Consider the following 15,628-nt stretch of genomic DNA (forward strand, 5'->3'; position numbering starts at 1 on the left):
CCGAACCCAACAGCGCTCGAGGGTATTCTCTCGTCGGACGAAATCAAAGAAGTACGAGCTGCAGCCGATCAGTTCGGTGGTCGTGACGAGGAGCGATTGGAGCGAGCGCGAGAGGCGTTCGAGAACTGAGTTAGCGGTGGGTTCGAAACTCGCCTACTTCTACTCCCGTTCGCCCGCACCCAGGGCGCTCTCGCCGACCTTCTCGTGCCCCTCGATGACCTCCTGTCCACCCATATACGGCTGCAGAGCCTCGGGAATCTCGATCGTGCCGTCCTCGTTCTGGTAGTACTCGAGAATCGCCACCATCACGCGCGGAATCGCCAGCCCCGAGGCGTTCAGGGTGTGGAGGTACTCCGCCGATTCGTGGCGCTCGGGTCGGTAGCGGAGGCCGGTGCGGCGAGCCTGGAACTCCTCGAAGTTCGAGGCCGACGAGACCTCGAGCCAGCGGCCGCCGTCTTCGGGGCCGTCGTCCATGTCGTCGCCGGGTGCCCAGACCTCGATGTCGTAGGTCTTCGCGCTCGCGAAGGTCAGATCGCCGGTACAGAGTTCGAGGATGCGGTAGGGCAGTCCCAGTTGCCGGAGGACTTCCTCGGCCTCGTCGAGGAGGGCCTCGAGGCGGTCGTAGCTCTCCTCGGGTTCGACGAAGTTGACGAGTTCGACCTTGTTGAACTGGTGAACCCGGACGATCCCGCGGGTTTCGGTGCCGTGCTCGCCGGCCTCGCGCCGGAAGTTGGGCGTGTACGCCTGATGTTTGAGCGGGAGATCGTCTTTGAGGAGGATCTCGTCGGCGTACATGTTGGTGACCGGAACCTCCGCGGTGGGACAGAGCCAGAGGTCGTCGTCGTCGTAGTCTTCCTCGCCGCCGCCGAGTCGGTACGCGTCGTCGGCGAACTTGGGGAGTTGGCCGGTGCCACGCATCGACTCGCTCGTAACGGGAACCGGCGGGAAGACGTCGACGTAGTCCTGTTCGCGGTGGAGATCCAGCATGAACTGGATCAGCGCGTGCTCGAGTCGCGCGCCGTCGCCCTTGAGGAAGTAAAACCCCGAACCGGTCGTCTTGGCCCCGCGCGCCTCGTCGATGATGTCCAGATCCTCGCCGAGTTCGTAGTGGGGAGTGATCTCGTCGGCGTCGACGCGGAGGTCGTCGAACCCCCAGCGGCGGTCCTCGACGTTGTGGCGTTCGTCGACGCCCTTTGGAACGCTCTCGTGGGGGAGCTGTGGCACCTCGAGCAGTCGCTCCTCGAGTTCGTCCTGGAGTTCGGTGGCCTCGCTTTCTACCTCCTCGATGTCGGCTTTGAGCTCCTTCGACTGGGCGATCGCCTCGTCCTTTTCCTCCTGTTTGCCGTCGGCGACCAACTCGCCGATCCGTTTGGTGACCTGATTGCGCTCGTGACGGAGTTCGTCGCCGCGAGCTTTCAGTTCCCGCCAGCGTTCGTCGATCTCGAGGAGGTCGTCGAGGTCCACGTCGGCGCCTCGAGCCTCGAGGCCGTCGCGTACCTCCTCGGGGTTCTCGCGCAGATAGGTCCGGTCGATCATTGCTCGTGCGTTCTTTGTGCCCGGCCAAAACCGTGTCGGAAGCCAGCGTCGAGGCGATTGCGCTGATCGGTGCGGCCGATCGATGGCTCGCCGGTCCAGCTCTCGCGGGAAACGCTTTTTTCGACAGGGAACCGAGTTCTACCTATGGACCCGCTCGAGGGCGAAGCGTCGTCGGTATCGATCGAGTACGAGCCGGTTAGCGTCAAGGACGTGCTCATCGAGATGAAGGACACGGCGGAGTTGCTCATCGACCTCTCGTACTCGGCGGTCCTCCATCGAAACGAGCAGCTCGCTCGAGAGGTGCTCCGACTGGAGGAGCGGATGAACGTCCTCGAGCTTCGAGCGCGGATGAGTCTCATGATGGCCGTTCGGAAGCCGGCCGACGCGGAGGAACTCGCGCCCGTACTGGGGATCGTCGCCGCCGCCGACGCGATCAGCGACGCGGCCGGCGACATCGCGAAGATCGTCCTGGAGGAGATGGGGCTCCCCGAGGCCATGCGCGCTGCCCTCCCGGAGGCCGCCGAGACGCTCGTTCGCGGCGTCGTCGACCCCGATTCCGAGTACGCCGATCGCACGCTCGAGGATATCGACCTCGAGTCCGTGACGGGCGTGCGCGTCATCGCGCTCCGACGAGGTGACAACTGGTTGCTCAACCCCGGACCGGAGACGACCGTCTCGAGCGGCGACGTCGCGCTCCTCCGCGGTCCCGATACGGCGATCGGTGACGTCTGCGAGGTGCTGACCGGGGAGGTCTACGAGACGCCGACCGTCGACGACCCGGGTATTCCGGACCTCGAGCGGGCCGTGGACACGATCATCCACATGAAGAATCTCTCCGAGTTGGCGGTCGACCTGGCCTACAGCAGCGTGCTGTTCGACAGCGCGGAGTTAGCCGAGGAGGTCCGCAACCTGGAGGTCGAGGTCGACGCCATGCAGTCGCGCTTCGAGGCCTGGACGCTCCGGGCGGCCGCCGACGCGGAGGATCCGGTGGTGCTGCGGGGGCTCATCCGGCTGGGAACCAGTACGGAGGTCATCAGCGACGCGGCGATCGACATCAGTGAGGGCGTGCTCCGGGATATCGACGTCCACCCGGTCGTTCAGCTGGCGGTACAGGAGAGCGACGAGATCATCACCCGCGTCGAGGTCGATCCGGGCAGCGAACTCGACGGCACGTCGGTCACCTCGGGGGTGCCCGAGGTCGAGTCGACGATGTCGGTGATCGCCATCCGCCGACCGGGCGACGGTTGGTTACTGGTGACCGATTCCGACGCCGAACTCCGCGGCGGCGACGTTCTCATCTCGAAGGGGACCCGGACGTCCGCGGCGGCGTTCGAGGAACTCGCGGGGGCCTGATCGAGCCGTCGACGACGTTCTGTGGTCACCGTTCTCGCCGTTTCCGTCACTCCCGTCAGCTAGCGTACGTCCCGTCGCACCCGTCACCCAGCGTACGCGATCAGGATGGAGACCAACTCGAGGTAGACGAGCGCGCCGAGGACGGCAATGACGACGGCGAGGATGAACGGAACGAGCGTCTGGCCGGCCCCCTGAACTCGTCTCATTCGAATCAGTCCGATCATCGGTGTCCTCCCTTCCCGGAGGCTGGATTCTCGTGCCGTCGGCGGTGCGGTCGATCGTACGGTTGCGGTTCAGGGACCATGTGTTCGACCCCCACACCATCGCACTTGAAACTCAGTCAGACGCCCGACGGACGCGGCGCTGACGGCGTTCTCGAGGATCGAGAATCTCCCATGCGTATACAGGCGCCGACGGCATGACCGTCCTGACCCTCTCTCGAGAGGCACTCATGAACGACACTCTGGCGCCACTCGAGGAGCAAGTGATCGTGATCACCGGTGCGTCGTCGGGCATCGGACTGACGACCGCGCGGATGGCCGCGGACCGCGGTGCGAGGGTGGTGGCCGCCGCCCGAAGCGAGGACGCCTTGCAGGAACTCGTTGCAGAAATCGAGGCCGAGGGCGGTGACGCGACGTCCGTCGTCGCCGACGTCCGCGACCGCGACGACGTCCGCGAGATCGCACGGGTCGCCGAGGAGGAGTACGGCGGCTTCGACACGTGGGTCAACGGCGCGGCCGTCTCCATCTACGGCCGACTCGAGGACGTTCCGGTCGAGGAGATGCGCGACCAGTTCGACACCAACGTCTGGGGCCTGCTGTACGGCTCGCTTGAGGCCGCGGATCACCTGCAGAATCGCGAGGACGACCGCGCCGGAGCGATCATCAACATCGGGAGTATCGTCTCCGAACGGTCGATCATCCTGCAAGGGAGCTACTCGGCGTCCAAACACGCGGTGAAGGGGTTCACCGAATCGCTTTGGATGGAACTCGAGAGGGACGACGCGCCGGTCTCCGTGACGCTGGTCGAGCCGAGCGCGATCGACACGCCGTTCCCGGAGCACGCGAAAAATCACATGGACGACGCGGCGACGCTTCCGGCACCGGTCTACGCGCCGGAAACGGTCGCTCGCTCGATCCTCCACGCCGCGGAACACCCCCAGCACGAGGTGACCGTCGGCGCCGGCGGGAAGCAGATGACCGTCCTCGGTGAACTCGCGCCACGACTGATGGACAAACTCATGGAGACCGTCTTCTACCGTCAGCAGCGGAAGGACGAACCGCCCCGATCCGACGCGGAGAACGGACTCGAGGTCCCCGCCGGCGACCTCGAGGAACGCGGCGGCTACAACGGTCACGTCGCCGAGTCGAGCCTCTACACCAGTCTCCGTCAGCGTCGGGAACTCCCCCGATCGGCTGCCGTCGGACTCGGGCTGGCGGCGACGGCCGCGTACGCGGGGTACAAACTGTTCGGTAGTAGTGACGAACCTACTCGGGAGTAGTGACGGACCTACTCGAGAGTAGCGACGAACCTGCTCGAGAGTAGCGACGGACTGAGCAGCTAGCTGCGTCTCCGCCCTGTGCTCCGTTCGGTCCGCGTCGCTACTCGTCTCGAAGCGCGGTCGCGACTGCCTCGAGTTCCGCCTTTCGAAGGGGGCGTTCTGCCTCGGCCGGATCGGCGTCGTCGAGGACGCCGATCGACCGGAGAATGCCGGCACGCATCTGCGGTTTCGAGGGAAGGCCGTTCGTCCCGATATCGTAGTCGACGGCGTCGCAGATCGCGGCGAGCGCTTCCTTTGTGAACGCGGTCGATTCGACGCGCTCGTAGCGTCCGACGGCCTGGCGGATTTCGTTCCGGAGATCGTCGACAGTTTGGGTCACGCGTACTGCAAGGAGCGGACTCCTCGTGTAGATTCCGGTCACACCCCGGACGCGGGTTAGAAACTGAGTACGAGCCCCGAAACGCCGATGAAGATGACCATTCCGAAGACGTCGACGACGTTGGTGACGATCGGGATCGTCGTGTCGTCGGGATCGATCCCCAGTCGGTAGGAGACGTACGTCGCCCCGAAGCTGAAGACGATCGCGATCACGGCGACGGACAGTCCGCTGACCAGCGAGATAACGAGCAGCGTCGACAGCGCGAGTGTGGCGCCGATGAACTGCCCGAGCAGCCACGCACCGGTTGCCAGTGCGGTAAAGATCGTCACCGCCAGCGCGAGGATCGCGGCGACGTTGGCCCAGAGCTCTCGGTCGGACGGATCGATCTCCGTCGTCCCGAGGTGAAATCGGGTGGAGAGCCGCGCGCTCAGGATGGCGCCGAGGTTCCCGCCCATGTCGACCATCGTCGGCACCATCACCGCGAGGATGGCGTACTCCTCCAACAGCTCCTCGGCTCCCTCGAGCGTGAGCCCGGCCCAGAGGACGATGATCGAGAGCGCGACGAGCAGCGGGAACATGTTGCCGACGATGCGTTTCCAGTCCCAGGTCCCGAGCGAGCCACCGCCGGGGGCGACCATCAGACCAGCACCTCCACGAGACCGATCGCGAACAGCATGAACAGCATCCCGAAGATGTCACCGAGCGTGGTGACGATCGGACCGACGAGGTTGTCGGGGTCGTAGCCGTACTTGTAGCCGGCGAAGATCAACGCGAGCAGTCCGAAGATGAGAACGACGGAGGTCAACACGCCCGCGACGAGCATGATCGCGACGAGTTCGTACAGCGCGGCGACCTCCCAGCCGAGTACCAGCAGCGCCCCCCAGGTGACGACGCCGATCACGACCGAGATACCGATTCCGTTGACGAACGAGGCGATGACGGCGTTGACGAGGCGATCGTTCCACTCGAAGTGCGGTTCGAGGAGTCCCTGATGAAGGCCGCTCGAGATGCGTCCACCCAGTGCGCCGTAGACGTTCCCACGGGTCGCCAGAAACACGGGTACCATCACGAGCAGTCCCGGAAATCGGTCGACGTCCTCGAGAAGTCCTTCGAGAACCAGCCCGGCGAAGAGCCCGCCGCCGAGTGCGATCAACAGGATGGGGAGCGCCTCCCGGTAGATAGACCAGAAGTCGCCGCGAACGCTCATATCAGTGAATCACTGAGTTCGATGTTAAACGTACCGGGACGAAAGCGCAAGCCGTCGCTGATACGGTCTGCTGTAACGATTTACCGGAGCAACCGCAGGCCGGCTCGCGGTTGCTCCGGAAATGACTTACAACAGACCGTATGAGACGACCCGGTTCGTCGATCGACGGCTCGGGACGAACGACGGAATCGTCGGTGCCGTCGCCCCGTCGATCCGGAATCGATCTGACTGCTGCCGTCCCGGGTGCCGCCACTCCTCCGAGTTCGACGAGTTCGGTCGTGATACCACGACCCTCGCAAGCGTTATCCCTGCCTCGACACTACGTTTGTTCGTAATGGCAAACGGTAAGGTTGATTTCTTCAACGACACAGGCGGCTACGGTTTCATTTCGACTGACGACGAGGACGACGACGTGTTCTTCCACATGGAAGACGTTGGCGGCCCGGACCTCGAAGAAGGCACCGAGATCGAATTCGATATTGAACAGGCCCCCAAGGGCCCCCGCGCGACGAACGTCGTCCGCAACTAATTTCTGCGTTCACTGTCGCCTGACGGCGATTCTGAACGACGATTTCACGTTTCGTACAGTTACATCTCGAGCCGATGCTGACAGCGTCGGCGTACGCTCGTCCGGTAGTCGTCCGTCAGTACCGAGGCTGCACGGCTCGAGCTAGATCGGTTAGAACGGCCCCAGCGCGACGAGCCCCCACGCGAGTCCGATCGCCGCCAGCGAGAGCGCGAGGTTGCCGCCGGCGTTCGCGATCGCGAGCAACCGGTCGCCGCATTCGTACAACTGGACGGTCTCGACCGAGAACGAGGAAAAGGTCGTGAACGCGCCACAGATCCCGGTCCCGAGCAGTCGAAGTGCCGACTCGTCCGCCCCGGCGAACATCGCGAGTCCGAAGACGAAACTGCCGATCACGTTCACCGCGAGCGTCGGCCACGGGAACCGGTCGCTCGAGACCCGGAGGTACACCCAGTGGCGCAGCACGGCCCCGATCGCACCGCCGGTGCCGACGACGTGTGCCGGTTCGGGGTCGAACGCGAGCGCGGCGGCGATCTCGAGGCTCACGCCGTCTCACCCCCGGCAGCGGGGGTGGCGTCGTCGCGAATCCGGCTCGCGAGTGCCCGACTGGCGATCACGGCGGCGAAGCCGAGTCCGTAGTTGCCGGCGACGATGGCGACGAAGAGGACGGGATCGGCCGCCAGCGCCGACTGGATCGCGAACGTGCTGTAGGTCGTCAGCGACGAGAGAAAGCCGGTCGTGAAGACGGTCCGGGATCTGCTCCCGACGAGTCCCGAGTACTCGGCCTCGTAGACCAGAAACCCGAGCGCGAAACAGCCGAGGACGTTGACCAGCAACACGGCCTGGAGATCGGAGAACAGGCCCAGTGCGAAGTATCGGAGGTTCGAACCGGCGAAGCCGCCGATACCGATCAGTGCGAGCGTCTCGAGTCGAACGATGGGGTGGTCTGCCATGGCTACGGAGTCTGACAGGGACCGTCAGCCGCCCCCGCGCCCGGGTCGGCCGTCGATCCGACGGCCGACGCCGACTGCGAGCGGTCCGGCGGTTGGATCGGGCGGGCCCCATCGCCCGGATACGCCGGTGTTCTCACAGGACCGGCTTGAGGATTGCGGAACGTCGACTCGTGGGACCGTCGGACGCGACTGCCGTGCGATATCGTCACAGTGTCGAACGCGGAAGGAAAAGACACAAGTTTAGACTCCCTCTAATCCCTGTCATGGCTGACGCCGAGGCGGAACGACGCGGGTTCACGCGTGCCTCGTGGGCGAACGTCCTCGGCAACGTGGCGAAGATCGTCGTCGAGGGGGCCGCCGGACTGGCCTTCGGCAGCGTCGCGCTGGTCGCGGACGCGGCCCACTCGGTCGCGGATCTGGTCGCGAGCGTCGTCGTGTTGATCTGGGGGCGGAGTTCCTACGACGAACCCGACGACACGCATCCGCACGGACACGACCGGATCGAACCGCTGACGGCGCTGTTCGTCGGTGCCGTCATCGCCGTGCTCGGATTGTTGTTGCTCTCCGAGTCCATCCAGGGCCTCATCGAGCGGGATCCGCCGGACGCGAGCCCGCTGTTGCTCGGCGCGCTGGCCTTTGCAATCGTCGATATGTACCTCGTCTACTGGTATACGACGCGGGTCAACGGGGAGCTCGATTCGACCGCGCTGAAGGCGTTAGCGACGGACTGCCTGAACGATATCTACACCTCCTTCGCGGCCGTCGTCGGCGTCCTCGGCGTCCTCCTCGGCGTTCCGCTGCTCGATCCCGTCGCCGGTGGCCTCGTCAGCCTGCTGGTCGTCTATCAGGGGGTCGAGATCGGCCGCGAGAACGTCGACTACCTCATCGGGGCCGCACCGGACCCCGAGAAGCGGGCGGTGATCACCGAGAGCCTGCGCACCCACCCCGACGTTCGGGGCGTCCACGATCTGACCGTCTTCTACGACGGCACCGTCCTCGAGGTCGAAGTCCACGTCGAGGTCGACGGCGACATGCCGTTCCGGAAGGCCCACGACATCGAGTCGGACCTCGTGGCTCGCCTCCGGGCGCTCGAGGACGTCGGTGACGCGCACGTCCACCTCGATCCCTCGGGGATCGGCGAGTGGAAGGACTGTCTGGAGGAGCGGTGACCCGCCCGCTGCAGAACGAACGACGACTCACCTGCGGGTGAACGGGCGGGCCGTCGTTCGACGAGCGGTGACCTGCCCGCGGACGGCGTTTCGAGGCCCTCCGGGTCAGGGAAAACCCGTCCCCGCGTCCCCGTCGGTCGACTGCGAACTCGCGCTCGAGGCCGATTTGGTCGCCGTCTCCCCTGCGGATTTCGCGTCCGTCCCGGACGCGGTCTCGTCCGTGATCGGGTCACGCGCCGGTTCTCCGTCGGCGTCGTCCGAACCGTGCACTCGAGGCAGCGTGACGGTGAACACGCTGCCGTCGGGTCCGGTCTCCGTCAGTTCGACGGCTCCACCGTATCGATGTGCCAGAATCTGGACGAGGTACAACCCGAGACCGTGGTGCTCCGACTTCCGCTCGAACAGCGTCCGTCGCGTTTTGGCCGGAATGCCCGGTCCGTTATCCGCGATCTCGACGGTCACCGTTTCGGGCCGTGTTTCTACGGTCACCTCGACCCGCGGTGGCGTGCTCTCGTTGTGCTCGACGGCGTTCTCGAGCACGTTCGCGAAGATCCATCTGAGCCCCTCGTTCCCCGGGACGAACGCGGACTCCGGTACGTCGGCGTCGACCTCGAGTGCGTCGAACCGATCGTCGAGACTGGTCAGTTCGTCGGTCAACAGGGCGCCGAGGTCGACGACGCCGGAGCCCTCCTGCTTCGCGTCCAGCATGGCCCGGACGTCGTCGATTACGTCGGTGAGCGCGTCGCTCTCGCGATCGATCGTCTCGAGGTGGCTTCGCGTCCGATCGTCGGCGTCCTCGAGCAGCAACGAGGCGTGGCCGCCGATGATCTGGGCGCTGTTCAGCACCTCGTGTCGCAGGAGGTCGTTCAGGTAGGTGAGCACCTCGCGCTCGTCGGCGAGTCGCTCGGCGCGGACGGCGGCCGCCGTCGCCTCGACTTCGCGCTGGATGGCCCGCGCCTCGACGTACCCGATCGTGAGTCCGGCGACGGCGCCCACGTTCAGCGAGAACTGCGCCCAGGAGATGTTACCGGTGGTGGTCGGCCAGGGAAAGAAGGCTATTATGAGGGCGTTGACCGCCAGAAAGCCGATTCCGCCGCCGAAGCACCACTGCGCGATGCGACCGTACCGGTCGGCACCGATCGTGCTTCGCTCGAGTCGGTAGCCGCCCCAGACCAGCCCGAGCGCGGGGATGGCGATCGTCACGAAACCGAGTCCGACGGCCGTCGCGTCGAGTTCCGATGCGAACCGGACACACCAGCCCAGAAAGAAGGCGAACGAGAGGCTACCGAAGCCGCCGATGAGCCACGGAAGCACCGCGTTGTCGGGCCGCTCGACGCTGATGGCGCTGCTCATGGCAGCCCCACCGACGCTGGCGCGGCGTGATCCCCCATACGGGATAGCAAACTCTTCCTGCTGTAAAGGGTGTAACGGCCCGCCCGACGGACGATCCCGTCGTCGTCCATTCGGCCGCGACGCCAGCTTTTATCCTGCACGCCGACGGGCTACCGGTATGGGACCGGATATCGGCGACGTTCACGAGGTGACGGCCGGAGACTGCACGGACTGTTACTATCTCGATACCGGCATGTACGACACCGAGGAGTACGGTGCCGCCTACATTCTCGACGACGAGCGACCCGCCGTCGTCGAGACGGGACTCGGCACCAACCACGAACTGATTCTCGAGGCGCTCGACGAACTCGACATCGACCGATCGGACCTCGAAGTCGTCGCGGTGACGCACATCCACCTCGATCACGCCGGTGGGGCGGGCTTTCTCGCCGAGGCGTGCCCGAACGCGGACGTCTACGTCCCGGCCGCCGGTGCGGGGCTGCTCGTCGACCCCGAACGGCTGGTCGCCGGGACGAAAGCCGCCGTCGGCGACCAGTGGGAGTACTACGTCGAACCGAAGCCGCTCGACGAGGAGCGCGTCGTCGAGATCGAGGACGGCGACGTCGTCGACCTCGGCGAACACGAACTGCGCGTCCACGAGGCACCGGGGCACGCGTTCCACCAGGTGATCTTCGAGGATCCCGCGAACGACGCCGTCTTCACCGGCGACGCCGCGGGCATCTGGGTGCCCGAAACCGAGGAGATCCGGGAGACGTCGCCGCCCTCGGACTTCCACCTCGAGCAGTGCCTCGAGGATTGCGAGACGCTGAAATCGATCGATCCGACCGTCCTCTGCTACACCCACTTCGGGCCGCGAGACGTCGGCGACGATGTCGAGGGGGCGCTCGAGGCGTACGCGACTGTCCTCAGCGAGTGGGTCGAGGCCGTCGAGACGAAACGCGCGGAACTCGAGGACGACGCGGCCGTGATCGAGCACTTCGCAACCTCGAGCGAGATGGTCGACGTCTGGGGCGAGGAGAAGGCCAGCGCCGAGGCGGCGATGAACACGCGAGGCGTCCTCGGCTATCTCGACCGGCGCGACTGATACTGTCGGACAAACGTCCGTGAACACCCGATCGCGTCTCGAAGCCTGTCGCCACCGGCGACGGCTTCTCGAGTGCGATCGGTGTGTGAACCGTTTTATCCAACAGTATGAGCCTCGTCCGGCGATTGCGCGTCCGACTCCGCTGCCGACGAAATTGGACGCTCGTTCGAATTCACACCGCCGCACTCTCGTGGAGCGCTGTCGGCCGCTACGTAAACTGCTATTTAGTGGGAAACTGCTCGAGTGGTTTCCGTATGTCGGCCGATAGCGGGTTCTACAGGCGGTCTAAACCGATTTATTGAACGTAAATAAACGCGACCACAGATGAGTTCCGTTTCAGCACGTTTTATCGCGCGGGAGGTACTGTCACACGCATATGAACTGGCGGGATGCCGAACGAGAGTACGAGGACGAGGTAATCGGGGAGACGACGCTCGCACGGATGTTCGAAGACTCAGTCGAACGGAACGCGAACCGTCCGGCGCAAAAATACAAGGGCGGGATCTACGACCGATCCCTGACGGAGTCGGTGCTCCCGACCGCAACGGCCGGCGAGTTCCGGACCATCTCCTACACCGAGATGCGCGATATCGTCCGCAAGCTCTCGGCGGGCTTTCACGACCTCGGCGTCGAGCAGGGGGATCGCGTGGGGATCTTCGCCGACACCCGGATGGAGTGGGCCCAGTGTGACTTCGCCCTGCTCGGCGCCGGGGCCGCCGTCACGACGGTCTACACGAGTTCCTCGCCGAATCAGGTCGAGTACCTGCTCGACGACCCCGGCGCGTCCGCCGTCGTCGTCGAGAACGAGGAGCTACTGGAGGCCGTCCTCGAGGTCGAGGACGAACTCGACCTCGAGTTCATCGTCTCGATGGACGAGATCGAGGGGTACGACGACCGCGACGACGTCTACACCCTGGACGAGGTCTACGACCGCGGCGAGGAGACGTTCGACCTCGAGGCCTACCAGGAGCGCGTCGACGCGCCCGATCTGGACGATCTGGCGAGTCTGATCTACACGAGCGGGACCACGGGCCAGCCGAAGGGCGTCCAGCTCACGCACTGGAACTTCCGATCGAACGTGAACGCGGTTCGCAAACGGTTCGCGCCGCGGCCGGACAAACCCGACGGCGTGCCGGCGCTCGACGAGGAGTCGCAGGCGGTCTCCTACCTGCCGTTGGCACACGTCTTCGAGCGAACGGCGGGCCACTTCGTGCTGTTCGCGACCGGCGCGTGCGTCGCCTACGCCGAGAGCTCGGAGACGCTGCAGGAGGACTTCAGCCTCGTCCAGCCGACGACGGCGACGAGCGTGCCGCGGGTCTACGAGAAGATCTACGACGCGATCCGCGAGCAGGCCAGCGAGTCGTCGGTCAAAGAGCGGATCTTCGAGTGGGCGACGGACGTGGGCGTCGAGTACCAGCGGGCCGATTCGCCGGGTCCCGTCCTGAACGCCAAGCGGTCGCTCGCGGACAAACTCGTCTTCTCGACGGTTCGGGAGGCGCTCGGCGGCGAGATCGAACTGCTGATCAGCGGCGGCGGCAGCCTCTCGCCGGAGCTCTGCCAGCTCTACCACGCGATGGGACTCCCCATCTACGAGGGGTACGGGCTGACCGAGACCTCGCCGGTCGTCACGACGAACCCGCCGGAGGCGGTGCAGATCGGGACGATCGGCCCGGCGCTTCCGGGGGTCGATCTGCGAATCGACGAGACCGTCGTCGATCAGGCGACGTTCGACGACCCCGGCGAGGTCGGCGAACTCCTCGTCAAGGGGCCGAACGTCACCCAGGGCTACTGGAACAAGCCCGGAGCGACGGAGGGCGCCTTCACCGAGGACGAGGACGGCGAACGGTGGTTCCGCACCGGCGACATCGTCCACATGCGTCCCGACGACTACATCGAGTTCCGCGACCGCGCGAAACAGATCATCGTCCTCTCGACGGGCAAGAACGTCGCACCCGGACCGCTCGAGGACGCCTTCGCGGCCAGCGAGGTCATCGAGCAGGCGATGGTCGTCGGCGACGGCGAGAAGTTCATCGGCGCGCTGCTGGTGCCGAACACGGAACACGTCCGCGAGTGGGCCGAGGAGGAAGGGATCGACCTGCCCGACGACCCCGAGGGGATGTGCGACGACGAGCGCGTCCGCGAGTACATCCAGCAGGAGGTCGATCGGGCCAACGAGAATTTCGAGAAACACGAGACGATCAAGCAGTTCGAACTCGTGCCGCGGGAGTTCACCGAGGAGAACAAGATGCTGACGCCGTCGATGAAGAAGAAACGTCGCGTGATCTTGGACGAGTTCGAGGACCGCGTCGATCGGATCTACGCGAACGACTGATACGGTCTGCTGTAACGATTTACCGGTGCAACCGCGAGCCGTTCTGCGGTTGCACCGTCAATGACTTACAGTAGTCCGTATGAGCGGGCTGCGAAACCGATTCGGTTTTCGCTCCGTTCACCCACCGATTCGACCGCGATCGTCCGAAATCCGGCTGCGACTCGAGCGAATCGTCAGAATGTCCCGCCTCTAACTACCGATTTCTGATAGCGACCGATCTCCGCTCCTTCGCCAGCGTCCATCCGTCACAGCGGGGATTTCGGCTAGCCGATGGCCGCTCTCGAACCGTTCTCTCGGAGTACGATACGGTTCTCCCGATCGTTTGGTATTTCGTAGTCGAGTCGGAACACTCCGCTATGAAGTTCCAACGGCTGCGTCGTTCTCGACGATTTCGACCCGCCGATTCGGCACAGCAAATCGTCGGTGGATTCCTGCTCGCCGGCCCGTTCGTCGTAACGGAGGAAGTCTGGCTCCTGGCGGCGAACATGAGCCTCCTCCAGGCGCTGGCGACGGTGAGCATCGTGTTCGGCATCGGGTACGCGACGTTGTACAAGGCGGATACGAACCGGGATGCGACGGACGAGCAGAACATCGGTGGTATTCCGATCAGATTCATTTCGTTGATGTGCGTTTCGTTCGGATCGGTGACGATTCTCGCACTCTTGTTCGATGCTCCCGATACGTTCCTCGAGTCTACCGAGACGACCGGCGAAGTCGCGCTGATCACCTTCAAAGCCGTGAGCGTCGGTTCCGTGTTCAGCGTCGTCGGAGCGGCGACGGCCGACAGCGTCTTTTCACGGTAGGGCGGGCCGTCTCGCCCCGTGTTAGAGCACGACCCAGACCACGCCGAACAGGATCAGCACACCCGTGATGTCACAGACGTTCGTGACGACGGGAATCGTCGTGTCGTCGGGATCGTAGCCGAGCCGGTAGGAGGTGTAGACCGAGACGGTGCTGACGAGGACGATCCAGACCGCGAGCAACATCCCGCTGACGATCGTGATGAACAGGAGCGTGCCGAGACCGAGGGTCCCGCCGAGCAGTCGGCCGATTCCCCACGACGCGACGCCGAGCAGGACGAAGACGGTCGCCGCGAGCCCCATCACGGCGCCGACGTTCGCCCGGATGTCGGGATTCGCCGGCGAGAACTCGAGGGTCCCCAGGTGAAGCTGGGTCGAGAGCCGCGCACACATGATCGAGCCGAGGTTGCCGGCGGTGCCGATCATCACCGGGACGAGCACGAGCAGCGACGGGTTCTCGAGCAGTTGGTCCTCGAAGGTCTCCAACACGGTGCCCGAGACCATCTGGAGGACCGAGAGGGCGATGAGCAAGGGCACGAGCGTCGAAACGATGTTGCCGACGGTCCAGTCGGTGAGCAGGTCGTCCTCTAGGTCCTCGCCGTGAAGGATGTCGCTGCCGGCGCTCACAGTATCACCCCGGCGACGGCGATGCCGATGAGCAGGAAGATCACGCCGAAGACGTCACCGACGGTCGTCACGACGGGACCGACGACGTTGTCCGGATCGAGGCCGCGGCGATAGCCCTTGAAGATCACGGTGAGCAACACCCCGAGCATCGCGACGGCGCTCAACAGCGCGGCGACGATCAGCACGATGAGCAACTCGAACAGACTCCCGCCCCGGCCGAGCACGAGCAAGACGCTCCAGGCCAGCACCGCGATAAAGACGGAGACGATCATCCCGTTCAGAAACGAGGCGACGATCGCGTTTCGGAGGCGGTCGCTCCACTCGAAGTGCGGATCGATCAGTCCCTGGTGGAGCCCGCTCGAGAGGCGAGCACCGAGCGAGCCGTAGACGCCCCCGCGCGTGGCGAGAAACGCGGGGAGCAACAGCAGAATGCCGGGGACGCTCTCGATCCCCTCGCGCATGGTTTCGGTGCCGAGCAGCGTTCCAGCGAACAGTCCTGCCACGAGACTGACGAGGATGACCGGCAACGCCTCTCTGTAGACGTCGGCGGCGGAGTCGTGGCCTACCATCTGTCCGAACGTGACGCTCCGGTACATTAGTTTCCGCGATTGTATCCGCACGAATAGGGGAGTACAGCTTCAGCCCGTACGCTCGCCGCTGAATGTCGGTCCCGGCCCTCTCCGAGGTCGTTCGAATCAGTACGGGACGACCACGACGGGCGTTCGGTCGTCCCGTCGACTGCCGACGCTGAACGTTCGATGCGGGGCTCCCCGGTCGGTCAGTTCGACTTGGGTCCCGACGGCGAGGC

General features: G+C 65.0%; 17 protein-coding genes. 7 read left to right on the forward strand and 10 right to left on the reverse strand.

The features are described from left to right. Positions 1 to 159 precede the first annotated feature (159 nt). On the reverse strand, positions 160 to 1,536 hold the full coding sequence (gene serS, locus ACSFC7_RS05080) for a serine--tRNA ligase (RefSeq protein ID WP_436346667.1): 1,377 nt from the start codon (positions 1,534 to 1,536) through the stop codon (positions 160 to 162). A 144-nt stretch (positions 1,537 to 1,680) separates the two neighbouring features. On the opposite strand from serS, the gene ACSFC7_RS05085 reads away from it, so the two are divergent. Then, positions 1,681 to 2,889, forward strand: coding sequence for a potassium channel family protein (locus ACSFC7_RS05085; protein ID WP_436346668.1), 1,209 nt, complete (start codon positions 1,681 to 1,683; stop codon positions 2,887 to 2,889). Positions 2,890 to 2,972: 83 nt separating this feature from the next. Here ACSFC7_RS05085 and ACSFC7_RS05090 read toward each other — a convergent pair whose 3' ends face one another. Then, positions 2,973 to 3,095 carry a hypothetical protein gene (locus tag ACSFC7_RS05090; protein WP_436346669.1) on the reverse strand — a complete coding sequence of 41 codons (123 nt, stop codon included), beginning with the start codon at positions 3,093 to 3,095 and terminating at the stop codon, positions 2,973 to 2,975. A 245-nt stretch (positions 3,096 to 3,340) separates the two neighbouring features. Between ACSFC7_RS05090 and ACSFC7_RS05095 the strand changes: the two genes are divergently transcribed. Then, positions 3,341 to 4,390 (forward strand): SDR family oxidoreductase, encoded by a 1,050-nt coding sequence (locus tag ACSFC7_RS05095; protein WP_436346670.1) that lies wholly within the window; start codon positions 3,341 to 3,343, stop codon positions 4,388 to 4,390. Between the two features lie 100 nt (positions 4,391 to 4,490). Here ACSFC7_RS05095 and ACSFC7_RS05100 read toward each other — a convergent pair whose 3' ends face one another. From ACSFC7_RS05100 to ACSFC7_RS05110, 3 genes are read right to left on the reverse strand one after another with little or no spacing between them, the layout of a single operon-like run. Then, positions 4,491 to 4,769 carry a hypothetical protein gene (locus tag ACSFC7_RS05100; protein ID WP_436346671.1) on the reverse strand — a complete coding sequence of 93 codons (279 nt, stop codon included), beginning with the start codon at positions 4,767 to 4,769 and terminating at the stop codon, positions 4,491 to 4,493. 56 nt (positions 4,770 to 4,825) lie between these two features. After that, positions 4,826 to 5,407, reverse strand: coding sequence for a magnesium transporter (locus tag ACSFC7_RS05105; protein WP_436346672.1), 582 nt, complete (start codon positions 5,405 to 5,407; stop codon positions 4,826 to 4,828). Beyond that, positions 5,407 to 5,976, reverse strand: a complete 570-nt coding sequence (locus tag ACSFC7_RS05110) for a magnesium transporter (RefSeq protein WP_436346673.1) — start codon at positions 5,974 to 5,976, stop codon at positions 5,407 to 5,409. The genes ACSFC7_RS05105 and ACSFC7_RS05110 overlap by 1 nt, the downstream gene beginning before the upstream one ends. Before the next feature lie 334 nt (positions 5,977 to 6,310). On the opposite strand from ACSFC7_RS05110, the gene ACSFC7_RS05115 reads away from it, so the two are divergent. Continuing rightward, positions 6,311 to 6,505: a cold-shock protein gene (locus tag ACSFC7_RS05115; protein WP_254862228.1), complete on the forward strand. Its 195-nt coding sequence runs from the start codon at positions 6,311 to 6,313 to the stop codon at positions 6,503 to 6,505. A 150-nt stretch (positions 6,506 to 6,655) separates the two neighbouring features. Here the strand turns inward: ACSFC7_RS05115 and ACSFC7_RS05120 are convergent, their stop codons facing one another. Next, positions 6,656 to 7,048: a fluoride efflux transporter FluC gene (locus ACSFC7_RS05120; protein WP_436346674.1), complete on the reverse strand. Its 393-nt coding sequence runs from the start codon at positions 7,046 to 7,048 to the stop codon at positions 6,656 to 6,658. Further along, positions 7,045 to 7,455, reverse strand: coding sequence for a fluoride efflux transporter FluC (locus ACSFC7_RS05125; RefSeq protein WP_436346675.1), 411 nt, complete (start codon positions 7,453 to 7,455; stop codon positions 7,045 to 7,047). The genes ACSFC7_RS05120 and ACSFC7_RS05125 overlap by 4 nt, the downstream gene beginning before the upstream one ends. A gap of 263 nt (positions 7,456 to 7,718) precedes the next feature. Between ACSFC7_RS05125 and ACSFC7_RS05130 the strand changes: the two genes are divergently transcribed. Then, entirely contained in the window at positions 7,719 to 8,624 is a 906-nt protein-coding gene (locus ACSFC7_RS05130; protein ID WP_436346676.1) for a cation diffusion facilitator family transporter, read from the forward strand. Positions 8,625 to 8,729: 105 nt separating this feature from the next. On the opposite strand, the gene ACSFC7_RS05135 is transcribed toward ACSFC7_RS05130, so the two are convergent. After that, the gene (locus tag ACSFC7_RS05135; protein ID WP_436346677.1) at positions 8,730 to 9,977 is read right to left on the reverse strand and encodes an ATP-binding protein; all 1,248 of its coding nucleotides are present in this window, start codon (positions 9,975 to 9,977) and stop codon (positions 8,730 to 8,732) included. A 157-nt stretch (positions 9,978 to 10,134) separates the two neighbouring features. Here ACSFC7_RS05135 and ACSFC7_RS05140 point away from each other — a divergent pair, with 157 nt between their 5' ends. The 3 genes from ACSFC7_RS05140 to ACSFC7_RS05150 all read left to right on the forward strand — a co-directional run bounded on the left by ACSFC7_RS05140 (position 10,135) and on the right by ACSFC7_RS05150 (position 14,196). Next, complete coding sequence (locus tag ACSFC7_RS05140) at positions 10,135 to 11,061, forward strand: MBL fold metallo-hydrolase (protein WP_436346678.1); 927 nt, start codon at positions 10,135 to 10,137, stop codon at positions 11,059 to 11,061. 376 nt (positions 11,062 to 11,437) lie between these two features. After that, positions 11,438 to 13,393 carry an AMP-dependent synthetase/ligase gene (locus tag ACSFC7_RS05145; RefSeq protein WP_436346679.1) on the forward strand — a complete coding sequence of 652 codons (1,956 nt, stop codon included), beginning with the start codon at positions 11,438 to 11,440 and terminating at the stop codon, positions 13,391 to 13,393. Positions 13,394 to 13,749: 356 nt separating this feature from the next. Next, positions 13,750 to 14,196: a DUF2391 family protein gene (locus ACSFC7_RS05150; protein WP_436346680.1), complete on the forward strand. Its 447-nt coding sequence runs from the start codon at positions 13,750 to 13,752 to the stop codon at positions 14,194 to 14,196. A 21-nt stretch (positions 14,197 to 14,217) separates the two neighbouring features. Here ACSFC7_RS05150 and ACSFC7_RS05155 read toward each other — a convergent pair whose 3' ends face one another. Both ACSFC7_RS05155 and ACSFC7_RS05160 read right to left on the reverse strand, forming a co-directional pair. After that, on the reverse strand, positions 14,218 to 14,820 hold the full coding sequence (locus ACSFC7_RS05155) for a magnesium transporter (RefSeq protein WP_436346681.1): 603 nt from the start codon (positions 14,818 to 14,820) through the stop codon (positions 14,218 to 14,220). Continuing rightward, on the reverse strand, positions 14,817 to 15,389 hold the full coding sequence (locus ACSFC7_RS05160; protein WP_436346682.1) for a magnesium transporter: 573 nt from the start codon (positions 15,387 to 15,389) through the stop codon (positions 14,817 to 14,819). Before ACSFC7_RS05160 ends, ACSFC7_RS05155 begins: the two co-directional genes overlap by 4 nt. Positions 15,390 to 15,628 lie beyond the last annotated feature (239 nt).

Origin of the sequence: Natronorubrum halobium, from assembly GCF_051351675.1 — an archaeon.
Taxonomy (GTDB): domain Archaea; phylum Halobacteriota; class Halobacteria; order Halobacteriales; family Natrialbaceae; genus Natronorubrum.